This window comes from Amycolatopsis decaplanina DSM 44594 (genome assembly GCF_000342005.1).
GTDB lineage: Bacteria > Actinomycetota > Actinomycetes > Mycobacteriales > Pseudonocardiaceae > Amycolatopsis > Amycolatopsis decaplanina.
Map to the genome: position 1 here is coordinate 208,060 of NZ_AOHO01000043.1, position 13,866 is coordinate 221,925.

Sequence of the window (13,866 nt, forward strand, 5' to 3'; positions counted from 1 at the left end):
GATGAGTGGGGACACCGTGGGTGAGAACGACAAGCTTCGCGACTACCTGACGCGAGTCACCGGCGAACTGCAGCGCACGCGCGGCAGGCTGGCCGCGCTGGAGGACCGCGCCGCCGAACCGATCGCGATCGTCGGCATGGGCTGCCGGTTCCCTGGCGGCGTCCGCACGCCGGAGCGGTTCTGGGAACTGCTGACCGCCGGGGAGCACGGGATCACCGGGTTCCCCGAAGACCGGGGCTGGGACGTCGGCGCGCTCGTCGACCCGGACCCGGACCACCTGGGCACCAGCTACGTCGACCGAGGCGGATTTGTCGAGGGCGCAGGGGAATTCGATCCGGAGTTCTTCGGCATCTCGCCACGCGAGGCCGTGTCGATGGACCCGCAGCAACGGCTCCTGCTGGAGACGTCGTGGGAGGCCCTGGAGCGCGGCGGGATCGACCCCGCGTCGTTGTCCGGAAGCCGCGCGGGCGTCTTCGTCGGCACCAACGGCCAGGACTACGGCCGTGACCTGCCCAAGGGCGTCGAAGGCGTCGAGGGTTACCTCGGCACCGGCATCTCCGGCAGTGTCCTTTCCGGACGGATCTCCTACGTGCTCGGGCTCGAAGGCCCCTCGGTCACCGTCGACACGGCGTGCTCGGCGTCGCTGGTCACGCTGCACCTCGCCGTCCGGGCGCTGCGCGCGGGGGAGTGCGACCTCGCGTTGTCCGGCGGTGCCACCGTGATGGCGAGCCCGGACGCGTTCATCGAGTTCTCCCGCCAGCGCGGTCTCGCCCGCGACGGCCTGGTCAAGGCGTTCGCCGCCGGGGCCGACGGCACCGCGTGGGGCGAGGGTGCCGGCATGATCGTGCTGGAGCGGCTTTCCGACGCCCGGCGCAACGGACATCCGGTCCTGGCCGTAGTGCGCGGCTCGGCGGTCAACCAGGATGGGGCGTCCAACGGGCTCACCGCGCCGAACGGGCCGTCGCAGCAGCGCGTCATCCGCCAGGCGCTGGCCGACGCACGTCTGTCCACGAAGGACGTCGACGTCGTCGAGGCGCACGGCACCGGCACGACGCTGGGCGACCCGATCGAGGTCCAGGCCCTGCAAGCCACCTACGGCCGTGACCGCGGTGAGCGCGGGCCGCTGCTGCTCGGCTCGGTGAAGACGAACATCGGTCACACTCAGGCCGCGGCGGGTGTCGCCGGGATCATCAAGATGGTCTTGGCCCTGCGCAACGGCATCCTGCCCGCGAGCCTGCACATCGACGCGCCGAGCCCGCAGGTCGACTGGTCACCGGGCACGATCGAACTGCTGACCTCCGCCCGATCCTGGCCGGAAGGGGAGACCCGCCGGGCGGGCGTCTCGTCGTTCGGCATCAGCGGCACCAACTCCCACGTGCTACTGGAGCAGGCTCCCGAAACCGAAGAGTCCACAGTGGACGCCGTGATCCCGCCGATGATCCCGCCGGTGATCCCGCCGGTGATCCCGTGGGTGCTGTCCGGCCGCACCCCGGCGGCGCTGCGTGCCCAGGCCCGCGCCTTGCTGGACGTCGAGGGCGACCCGGCGGACATCGGCTGGTCGCTGGCCGCGACCCGCTCCGTCTTCGAACACCGTGCCGTCGTCACCGGCCGCGACGAGGCCACGCTGCGCGCCGGTCTGACGGCGATCGCCGAAGGGGATCCGGGCGTCGGCGAAGCCACCGACGGCAGCCTCGCGGTGTGCTTCACAGGACAGGGTTCGCAGCGCCTCGGCATGGGCCGCGAACTGTACGAGGCGTACCCGGCTTTCGCCGCCGCGTTCGACCAGGTCTGCGAACTGCTGCCGGGCGTGCGCGAGACCGTCTTCGGTGACGACGCCGAGGCCTTGAACGACACCGCGAACGCTCAGCCCGCGCTGTTCGCGCTGGAGGTCTCGCTCTACCGGCTGGTCGAATCCTGGGGTGTCGTCCCGGACTTCCTGATCGGCCATTCCGTCGGCGACTTCGCCGCCGCGCACGTCGCGGGTATCTGGTCGCTGGAAGACGCGGCCGGACTGATCGCCGCGCGCGGCCGCCTGATGAGCGCCTTGCCGCGCGGTGGCGCGATGTGCGCGATCGAGGCGACCGAGGACGAGGTCCGCGCCGCTCTGGTCGCCAGCGCGGATATCGCGGCCGTCAACGGACCCCGCGCGATCGTCGTCTCCGGCACCGAGGACGCCGTGCGGACCGTCGCCGAGGTGTTCGCCGGGCAGGACCGCCGGACCAAGAACCTCGCCGTGTCCCACGCGTTCCACTCGGCGCTGATGGACGGCATGCTCGACGACTTCGCCGCCGTCGCCCGCCGCGTCACCTACAAGACGCCGAAGATCGCGTTGATCGCGGGCGTCACCGGCCGCATCGCCGAAACCGCCGAAATCCTCGACCCGGCCTACTGGGTGCGGCACGTGCGCGAAGCCGTCCGGTTCTCCGATGGCGTCGAGGCGCTGGCCGAAGCCGGGGTGACCCGCTTCCTCGAACTGGGCCCGGACGGCATCCTCTCGCCCGCGGGACAGGAGAGCGCGGAGGGCCTGTTCGTGCCCGTGCTGCGCCGCGACCGGCCCGAACCCGAGACCTTCGTCGCCGCACTCGCCGCCGTGCACGTCCACGGCGGAAAGGTCGGCTGGGCCGCCGCGTTCGACGGCGCGCGTCCGGTCGCACTGCCCACTTACCCGTTCCAGCGCGAGTTCTACTGGCTTCCCGCGACCCACGCCGCCGGTGACGCGGCGGGCCTCGGTCTCGGCTCGCTCGACCACCCGCTGCTCGGCGCCGCCGTCTCGGTCGCCGACGCGGGCGGATTCCTGTTCACCGGAAGTCTTTCCCTGCGCACACATCCGTGGCTGGCCGACCACATGGTGCACGGCCAGGTCGTCGTACCCGGCACCGCGCTGGTCGAACTCGCCGTGCGCGCCGCCGACGAAACCGGCCTCGCGGTACTGGAAGAGCTGACGCTGCAGGCACCGCTGGTGCTCCCGGAAAGCGGCGCGGTCCAGGTGCAGCTCTGGGCCGGGACACCGGAGGATTCCGGCCACCGCCCGCTCACCGTGCACTCGCGTCCGCACGGCGCGGGGGAGTGGACGCTGCACGCCACGGGCGCGCTCGCGCCGACGGCCTCCACGCCGGACTGGGAGCTGGCCGAATGGCCGCCGCGCGGCGCCGAGGCCGTGTCCCTTGAAGGCCGCTACGCCGAACTGGCCGCGGCGGGCTTGGAGTACGGCGAGATCTTCCAGGGTTTGCGCTCTTTGTGGCGCGACGGCGAGCACACCTACGCCGAGGTGTCGTTGCCCGAGACCGCCCGTGACCAGGCGGGGCGCTTCGGTCTGCACCCCGCGCTGCTCGACTCCGCGCTGCACGCCCTCGCCGAGGGTGACGGCCCCGCGCGCCTGCCGTTCGCGTGGAGCGACGTCGTCCTGCACGCCTCCGGCGCGGCCGAGTTGCGCGTCCGGCTCACCCCTTCCGGCACCGACGCGGTCACCCTGCGCGTGGCCGACGGGACCGGTGCGCCGGTCGCCACCGTCGGTTCGCTGGTCGTCCGGCCCGTTTCGGCCGGACAGTTGCGCCCCGCGGCCACCCGCGAAGGGCTTTACGAGCTGGAGTGGCGACAGATCGCCGCGCCGGACACCGAAGCACCGAGCTGGGCGCAGTTCGCCGACGTCACGGGCGAGGCCCCCGAGGTCGTCGTATACCGCGCGGCAGGTGACGACGTCCACGCCGTCACCGGCGCCACGCTGGACGTCCTCCGGACCTTCCTGGCCGAAGAGCGCTTCGCCGCCTCGAAACTCCTTGTCCACACTGGACAGTCCGATGTGGATCCGGTAGCCGCCGCGGTGTGGGGGCTCGTGCGCAGCGCGCAGTCCGAGCATCCGGACCGGTTCCTGCTGGTCGACGCCGACGGGATCACCGACGCCGTGCTGGCCGCCGGTGAGCCGCAGATCGCCGTCCGTGACGGAGAACTCCGTGTGCCGCGGCTGGTCACGCCCGAATCCACCGGCCGGTTGCTCCCGCCGCCCGGTAACTGGCGGCTCGGCCTGTCCGGCAAGGGCACCTTCGATCACCTGACGCTGGAGCCGCTGCCCGACGAGCCGCTCGGCCCGCTGGGCGTCCGGGTCTCCGTCCGCGCGGCCGGGCTCAACTTCCGTGACGTGCTCAACGCGCTCGGCATGTACCCCGGCGAGGCCGGACTGCTCGGCAGCGAGTTCGCCGGGATCGTCCTCGAGGTCGGCGCCGAAGTCACCGACCTGCGGCCCGGCGACGAGGTGATGGGCCTCGTCTCCGGCGGCGCCGGTCCGGTCGCGGTCGCCGAACGGCCGATGATCACCCGCAAACCCGCGGACTGGACCTACGAACAGGCCGCCTCGACGCCGCTGGTGTTCCTCACCGCCTACTACGCGCTGGTGGACTTGGCCGGGCTCAAGGCGGGCGAGTCGATCCTGATCCACGCCGCCGCCGGTGGCGTCGGGATGGCCGCCACCCAGCTCGCGCGCCACCTGGGCGCCGAGGTCTACGGCACGGCCAGCGAAAGCAAGCAGTACGTTCTGCGCGACGCCGGGCTCGACGACGCGCACATCGCTTCGAGCCGCACGCTCGACTTCGAGCAGCGGTTCAGCGGTATCGACGTCGTCCTGAACGCGCTCGCCGGGGACTTCATCGACGCCTCGATCCGCACGATGGCGCCGGGCGGCCGGTTCCTGGAGATGGGCAAGACCGACATCCGCGAGCCCGAAGGCGTCCACTATCGGGCCTTCGACCTGATCGACGCGGGACCGGAGCGGACCGCGCAGATGTGGGACGCGCTGACCGCCCTGTTCGCCTCGGGCGCGCTCGCCCCGCTGCCGACTCGCACATGGGATGTCCGCGAGGCCCGGGAAGCGTTCCGGTTCCTCAGCCAGGCCAAGCACATCGGCAAGGTCGCGCTCACCATGCCGAGGGCGCTCGACCCGGAGCGGACGGTGGTGATCACCGGCGGCACGGGCGGTCTCGGCGCCCTGATCGCCCGCCATCTGGTGACCGCGCACGGCGTCCGGAAGCTGCTGCTCACCAGCCGTCGTGGCCTGGACGCGCCGGGCGCGCGGGAACTGGCCGACGAACTCGACGCCGAAGTGCGGGTCGTCGCTTGTGACGTCGCCGATCGTGACGCGGTCGCCGCGTTGCTGGACGGCGTCGACCTGACCGGTGTCGTGCACGCCGCCGGTGTCCTGGACGACGGCACCATCGACGCGCTCACCCAAGAGCGGCTCGACTTCGTCCTCGGCCCGAAGGCCGACGCCGCCCGCCATCTGCACGAACTCTCCGGTGACCCGGAGCTGTTCGTCACCTTCTCCTCCGCCGCCGGGGTGCTCGGCGCGCCGGGACAGGGCAACTACGCGGCGGCCAACGGCTACCTCGACGGCCTCGCCGCCCATCGCCGTTCGCTCGGTCTGGCCGGACAGTCGCTGGCCTGGGGCCCGTGGGCCGCGGGCATGGCGGAGACGCTCGGCGAGGCCCACCTCGCGCGACTGCGTGCCGGGGGCACCCCCGCGCTCGCCGTCGAGGACGGCCTGGCGCTCTTCGACGCGGCCATCGCCGCCGGGGCGCCGCTCGCCATCCCCGTTCAGCTGGACCTGCCGGTGCTCGCCGCGTCCGGACCGCTCCCGCCGCTGCTCGGCGCCTTGGTCAAACCCGGCCGCCGGACCGCGAAATCGGGCGGTGGCCAGGATTCCTCGCTGGCCAGGCGGCTCGCCGGGCTGACCGAGGCCGACCAGGACCGCGAACTGCTCGACCTCGTCCGTACCCAGGTCGCCCTCGTACTCGGACACGTCAACGCGGCCACCGTCGAACCCGGCCGCGGTTTCATGGACCTCGGGTTCGACTCGCTGACCGCGGTCGAACTGCGCAACCGGCTCGGCTCCGTGACCGGGCTGCGGCTGCCGTCGACGGTGATCTTCGACCACCCGACCCCGGTCGCCCTCGCCGGTTACGTGCGCTCGGAACTGCTCGGGGACCTCACCGCCGGACCGCGCACCCGCGCTCGTGTCACCGAGGACGGCGAACCGATCGCGATCGTCGCGACCAGCTGCCGGTTCCCTGGCGGCGTGAACACCCCGGAAGACCTGTGGCGTCTCGTCGCCGAGGGCCGCGAAGGCCTCACGGAGTTCCCCACGGACCGTGGCTGGGACCTGGCCGCGCTGTTCGACCCGACCCCGGGCAAGCAGGGCGTGTCGCACACCCGGACCGGCGGATTCCTGCCCGACGCGGGCGACTTCGACCCGGAGTTCTTCGGCATCTCGCCCCGCGAAGCGCTCGCCATGGACCCGCAGCAGCGGTTGCTCCTGGAGATCGCGTGGGAGGCCTTCGAGCGCGCGGGTATCCCGCCGGGCACCCTGCGCGGCAGCGACACCGGCGTCTTCACCGGCGCGATCTACCACGAATACGCCTCCCGGCTGACGAAGATTCCGGAGGAGGTCGAAGGCTTCCTCGGCACCGGCACGTCCGGCGCGATGATGTCCGGCCGCGTCTCCTACACCTTCGGCTTCGAGGGACCGGCCGTGTCGGTGGACACGGCGTGCTCGTCGTCGCTGGTCGCGATGCACCTGGCGAGTCAGGCACTGCGGTCGGGAGAGTGTTCGCTCGCGCTGGCGGGCGGCGTCACCGTGATGGCCAACCCCGATCCGTTCGTCGACTTCAGCAAGCAGAACGCGATGGCGGTCGACGGCCGCTGCAAGGCCTTCGCCAACGGCGCCGACGGCGTCAGCTGGGGTGAGGGCGCCGGCTTCGTCCTGCTGGAGAAACTTTCCGACGCACGCCGCAACGGACACCCGGTCCTCGCGCTGCTCAAGGGTTCCGCGGTCAACCAGGACGGCGCGTCCAGCGGTCTCACCGCGCCGAACGGGCCGTCGCAGCAACGCGTGATCCTCCAGGCGCTCGCCAACGCCGGACTGTCCACCTCGGACGTCGACGTCGTCGAGGCGCACGGCACCGGTACCCGGCTGGGCGACCCGATCGAGGCGCAGGCCCTGCTCGCCACCTATGGTCAGGACCGAGAAGAGCCGTTGCTGCTCGGCTCGGTGAAGTCGAACTTCGGGCACACGCAGGCCGCGGCCGGTGTCGCCGGAGTGATCAAGATGATCGAGGCGATGCGGCACGGCGTCGTCCCCGCGACACTGCACGTCGACGCCCCTTCGGCCCAGGTCGACTGGGAAACCGGCGCGATCCGCGTGGCCACCGAGTCCGCGAGCTGGCCGGAGACCGGCCGTCCGCGCCGGGCGGGAGTGTCCTCGTTCGGGTTCAGCGGGACCAACGCCCACGTCGTACTCGAACACGTCCCCACATCGGAGACCAAGGAACCGGGCGCCCGGCCCGCGATGCTGCCGTGGGTCTTGTCGGGCCGTTCCGAAGAAGCCTTGCGGGCCCAGGCCGCGCGGCTCGCCGACCTGACGGACGACCCGCTCGACGTCGCCTGGACGCTGGCCACCGCCCGCACCGCGCACGAACGCCGCGCGGTCGTCGTCGGTACCGAGCCCTCGGTGCTGCGCGCCGGGCTGGCCGCGTTCGCCGACACCGGCCGGGCGGCCAACGTCGTCTCCGGCCGTGCGGTCACCGGGCGGCTCGCTTTCCTGTTCACCGGCCAGGGCGCGCAGCGGCTTGGCATGGGTCAGGGTCTGTACGAGACCTTCCCGGCCTTCGCCGCTGCCTACGACGAGGTCACCGCGCTGCTCCCGGCCGGTGGTGACTTGAACCGCACCGGCACCGCCCAGCCCGCGATCTTCGCCCTGGAAGTGGCGCTGTTCCGGCTCTTCGAGTCCTGGGGTGTCACCCCGGACCTCCTGGCCGGGCACTCGATCGGCGAGATCGCCGCCGCCCATGTGGCGGGGGTGTTCTCGCTGGAGGACGCGGCGAAACTGGTCGTGGCCCGTGGCCGGTTGATGGAGGCGCTGCCCGAGGGCGGCGCGATGGTCGCGGTGCAGGCGTCCGAGGACGAGGTGCGCGAGTTCCTGACCGACGAGGTCTGCCTCGCCGCGGTGAACGGGCCCGACGCCGTCGTTCTGTCCGGTGTGGACGGTCCGGTCCGCGAGGTCGCCGCCCGGTTCGCCCACGATGGCCGCCGCACCAAGCATCTCGTGGTGTCCCACGCGTTCCACTCGGCGCTGATGGAGCCGATGCTGGCCGAGTTCGCCGAAGTCGCGGAAAGCCTGAGTTACGCCGAGCCGCGGATCCCGATCGTCTCCACCGTGACCGGCCGGATCGCCGACGAGCTGACCGACCCGGCGTACTGGGTGCGGCACGTTCGCGAGACCGTGCGGTTCGCCGACGGTCTCGCGGCATTGACCGCCGAGGGCGTCACGACGTTCCTCGAACTCGGTCCCGACGCCGTGCTTTCCGCGATGGGCACCGACGGCGTCTTCGTTCCCGCGCTGCGCAAGGACCAGGACGAGGCCCGGACCGCGATGACCGCGCTGGGTGCGGTGCACGCGGCGGGCGCTCCCGTCGACTGGGACCGCTTCTTCGACGGCAGCGGTGCGCGGCCGGCGAACCTGCCGACCTATCCGTTCCAGCGCCGCCGCTTCTGGCTGCTGGCCCCGCCGGGCTCCGGCGACGCCACCGCGCTGGGCCTCGGCGCGCTCGACCATCCGCTGCTCGGCGCGGCCGTCGCGCTGCCCGAACGCGGCGGGCTCGTGCTCACTGGAAGGCTGTCGCTCGACGAACAGCCGTGGCTCGCCGGGCATCGCGTCCGCGACGCCGTCCTGCTACCCGGTACCGCGTTCGCCGAACTGGCCGTTCGGGCGGGCGACGAGGTCGGCTGCGGCACCGTCGAGGAGCTGACGTTGCAGGCGCCGCTGGTGCTCACCTCGGCCCCTGTTCAGCTGCGAGTGTCCCTTTCGGACGGTGATGCCCGCCGCACCCTGACGGTGCATTCGCGTCCCCAGGACGGCGAATGGACGCTGCACGCCACCGGCTCGCTGACCACGGCCACCGAGGAGCCCGCCGCGGAGACGGAATGGCCGCCGCCCGGTGCGGAAACCGTTGACCTGGAAGGCTTCTACACCACGCTGGCCGAGGCCGGGCTCACCTACGGGGACCCGTTCCGCGGTCTGCGCGCGGCCTGGCGCCAGGGTGACGAGGTCTTCGCCGAGGTCGCGCTGCCCGAGGGCACCGACGTCCGCGGGTTCGGGCTGCACCCGGCTCTGCTCGACGCGGTCCTGCACGCCGTCGGCCTGACCGGCGGCGCGGCGCGGCTGCCGTTCTCGTGGGCTGGGCTTGCCCTGCACGCCACAGGCGCGAGCACGCTGCGGGCCCGGCTCACCCCGGCCGGTCAGGACGCCGTTTCCCTGCGCGTCACCGACGGCACCGGTGCCCCGGTTCTGACGGCCGCGTCGCTGAGCCTGCGCCCGGTGGGCGATGGGCCGCTGCCCAGCGCCGCTGCCGACGCGCTGTTCGGCATCGACTGGATCCCCGTCACGCTGCCTTCGCAGGGTGAAGACGTCGCCGTGTACGAAGCCGCGTCGGTCGAAGCTGCCCTCGAGGCCTTGCAGGCGGCCGAAGACCGGCTCGTCGTCCACCTCACCGGAGACAGCCCGGCGCACGCCGCCATCGCCGGACTGGTGCGCAGCGCGCAGGCTGAGTATCCGGACAAATTCGTCCTGGTCCACGGCACCGGCGATGCCCGGATCGCGGCCGCCACCGGCGAGCCCGAGATCGCGTTCACCGAGGACGGCCCGCGCGTGCCCCGCCTGACACGGGCCCGCGCCACCGCCGACCCGGACTGGACCCTCGACGGCACCGTGCTGGTCACCGGCGGTACCGGCGGACTCGGCGCCCATGTCGCGCGGCGGCTCGTCGAGCGGCACGGCGTCCGGCATCTGCTGCTCGTCGGACGCCGGGGCGCCGACGCCCCTGGTGCCGAAGCCCTGCGGGAGGAGCTGACCGCGCTCGGCGCGGAGGTGACGATCGCCGCCTGCGACGTCGCCGACCGATCCCAGCTGGAGTCCGTGCTCGCTCTCGCCGAGCAGCCGCTGACCGGCGTGGTGCACGCGGCGGGTGTCCTCGACGACGGCGTCCTCACCGCGATGACCCCCGAGCGGCTCGCCGCCGTGGCGGGTCCGAAGGCGGAAGCCGCGCGGCATCTGCACGAACTGACCACGGACCTGAAGCTGTTCGTCACGTTCTCGTCGATCGCAGGCGCGCTCGGCGCACCCGGTCAGGCCAACTACGCGGCGGCCAACGGCTACCTCGACGGACTCGCCGCACATCGACGCGCCCGGGGATTGCCTGGCACATCGATCGCCTACGGCCTCTGGGAAACCGGAATGGGTGAGGGGCGCGGTGGAGCGGCGCTGCCCGTCGAAGCCGGGCTGGAGCTGTTCGACCTGCTGGCCTTCGGTGACGATCCCCGTCCCGTCGCGACCAAGCTCGATCTGGCCGCGCTGCGGGCGGAAGCCGAGATACCGCATGTGCTGCGGAGCCTGGTCCGGCCGCGGCGGCGCCGTGCGGCGGAGGAAGCGGAAGCCGCGGGACTGCGGCAACGTTTGGCGGGCGTGCCCGCCGGTGAGCGCACGCGACTGCTGACCGAACTGGTCCGCACCGAGGCCGCGCACGTCCTCAGCCACACCAGCCCCGACGCCGTCGAAGCCGACCGTGCCTTCGGTGACCTGGGATTCGACTCGCTCACCGCGGTCGAGTTCCGCAACCGCCTCGGCACGGTCACCGGGCTGCGGCTCCCGGCGACGCTGACCTTCGACCACCCGACCCCGGTGGCGCTGGCCGAATTCCTGCTCGCCGAACTGCTCGACGAACCCGCCGACGCGACCCCGGTCTTCACCGCCGCCCGCGCCGACGGCGACCCGATCGTCATCGTCGGCATGGCCTGCCGCTACCCGGGCGGAGTGACGTCACCGGAAGAGCTGTGGGACCTCGTCGCCGGTGGCCGCGACGGCGTGACCCGGTTCCCCGAGGACCGCGGCTGGGACGTCGACGGCATCTACGACCCCGACCCCGACCAGCCTGGCAAGACCTACACCCGCGAAGGCGGATTCCTGCACGACGCGGGCGACTTCGATCCGGAGTTCTTCGGGATCTCGCCGCGTGAAGCCCTCGCCATGGACCCGCAGCAGCGCCTGCTGCTCGAAGTCGCCTGGGAGGCGCTGGAACGCTCCGGCACCGACCCGGCATCGCTCAAGGGCAGCCCGACCGGGGTGTTCGCCGGCGTCATGTACCACGACTACGGCACCCGGCTCGGCAACGACGTCCCCGACGACGTCGAGGGCTTCCTCGGCACCGGCACTTCGGGCAGCGTGCTGTCCGGCCGTGTCGCCTACACCCTCGGCCTGGAGGGGCCCGCGGTTTCGGTCGACACCGCGTGCTCGTCGTCGCTGGTCGCCCTGCACTGGGCGACGCAGGCGCTGCGGTCGGGGGAGTGCTCGCTGGCGCTGGCCGGTGGCGTGACCGTGATGGCGACGCCGGAGACGTTCATCGGCTTCTCCCGTCAGCGCGGACTCGCCGCCGACGGTCGCTGCAAGTCCTTCTCGGCCGACGCCGACGGCACCGGCTGGGCCGAAGGTGCCGGAATGCTCGTGCTGGAGCGGCTTTCCGACGCGCGCCGCAACGGTCACCGGGTGCTCGCGGTCGTCAAGGGCTCGGCGGTCAACTCCGATGGCGCGTCCAACGGTCTCACCGCCCCGAACGGCCCCTCGCAGCAGCGCGTGATCCGTCAGGCGCTGGCCGCCGCCGGTGTCCCGTCGTCCACTGTGGACGCTGTCGAGGCGCACGGCACCGGCACGACGCTGGGTGACCCGATCGAGGCTCAGGCGCTGTTGGCCACCTACGGCCGCGAGCGTGACGGAGAACCGCTGTACCTCGGCTCGGTGAAGTCCAACTTCGGTCACACGCAGGCGGCGGCGGGTGTCGCCGGGATCATCAAGATGGTCCAGGCGATGCACCACGGTGTCCTGCCGCCGACGCTGCACCTCGGCGAGGCGACCCCGCACGTCGACTGGGAAGCCGGTGACGTCGAACTGCTCGCGGAAGGCCGGGAGTGGCCGGAGACCGGACGGCCCCGTAGGTCCGCCGTGTCGTCCTTCGGGATCAGCGGGACCAACGCGCACGTCATCCTCGAACAGCCTCCGGCCGGAACTCCCGCCCCGCGCGAGGTCGTGGCCCCCGCGCTCGTGCCGTGGGTGCTGTCCGGCCGCGCCGAAGACAGCTTGCGGCAGCAGGCCGGGCGCCTGCTCGACCGTGACGGCGAGCCCGTCGACGTCGGCTTCGCGCTGGCCACGACCCGCACCGCGCACGAACGGCGTGCCGTCGTGCTCGGCGCCACGGACGTGGATCTCCGTGCCGGACTCGGCTCGCTGGCCGCAGGCACGGCCGCCCCGTCGGTCGTCACCGGACGCGTGCTGCCCGGTCGGACGGCGTTCCTGTTCACCGGCCAGGGTTCGCAGCGCGCCGACATGGGCCGCGGTTTGTACGCCGCCTTCCCGGCGTTCGCCGCGGCCTACGACGAGGTCGCGGCGTTGCTCCCGGCCGGTGGCGACCTGAACCGCACCGGTGCCGCGCAGCCCGCGATCTTCGCGCTGGAAGTCGCGCTGTACCGGCTCGCCGAGTCCTGGGGCATCGTGCCCGACTTCGTGGCCGGGCACTCGATCGGCGAGATCGCGGCCGCGCATGTGGCGGGCGTGCTTTCGCTGGAAGACGCGGCCAAGCTCGTCGAAGCGCGCGGCCGGCTGATGGAGGCGCTGCCCGAGGGCGGCGCGATGGTCGCGGTCCAGGCGAGCGAGGACGAGGTGCGTGAGCACCTGACGCCGAAGGTCTCCTTGGCCGCCGTCAACGGCCCCGACGCGGTCGTTCTTTCGGGAGCCGCGTCGCCGACGCTCAAGCTGGCCAAGATGTTCGAGAAGCTCGGCCGCCGCACCAAGCGGCTTGACGTCTCGCACGCCTTCCATTCGGCTCTGATGGAGCCGATGCTCGACGAGTTCGCCGCCGTGGTGCGGGAATTCGACTTCTCCGAGCCGACGATCCCATTCGTGTCCACAGTGGACGGCGAGCGCACGGCCCGGGTCGCCGAACCGGAGTACTGGGTCGAGCACGTCCGCGCCACCGTCCGGTTCTCCACCGGACTGGCGTGGCTGCGCGAGGCCGGGGTCACCCGGTTCCTGGAACTGGGCCCGGCCGCCGTGCTGACTGCGCTCGCCGACGACGGCCCGGACACGTTCGCGGCGCCGTTCCTGCGTGCCGACCGCGACGAGGCGGAGACCGCGCTCACCACCCTGGCCGCCGCGTACACCCGCGGCGTCACCGTCGACTGGGCCGCGGTGTTCCGCCCGACCGGCGCTCGCGTCGTCGACCTGCCGACGTCGGTGTTCGACCGCCGCCGGTTCTGGCTCGCCGCCGGAAGCGGCACGGGCGACGTCACCACGGCCGGGCTCCAGCCCGCCGGGCACCCGCTGCTGGGCGCCGCGGTGCCGTTCGCCGACGGTGACGGCTGGGTCCTCACCGGACGGCTGTCGGTCGCCACGCATCCGTGGCTGGCCGGGCACGCCGCGTTCGGCGAGGTCCTCGTCCCCGGCACCGGACTGCTCGAACTCGCCGTCCGCGCCGGTGACGAAGCCGGCTGCGGAGGCGTGGAGGAACTGACCCTCGCCGCACCGCTGGTGCTGCCGTCACACGGTGCGCTGGACGTCCAGGTGCTCGTCGGCGCGGCGGGCACGGGCGGACGCCGCCCGGTTTCGGTGCACTCGCGTGCCCCGCAAGGGGAGTGGACCGAGCACGCCACCGGCACGCTCGCCCCGGAAACGGTCGCCGTGCCGTCCGGCCTGACCTCATGGCCGCCCGCCGCCGAGCCGCTCTCCCTCGACGGGCTCTACGCGGATATGGCGGGCGCGGGGCTCGGTTTCGGGCCCCN

General features: G+C 72.7%; 1 pseudogene. It reads left to right on the top strand.

Features of this window, described 5'->3' with window-relative positions:
* Positions 1-16: 16 nt before the first annotated feature.
* A pseudogene (locus H074_RS42005) lies at positions 17-13,819 on the top strand (SDR family NAD(P)-dependent oxidoreductase); the annotation flags it as partial.
* Positions 13,820-13,866 lie beyond the last annotated feature (47 nt).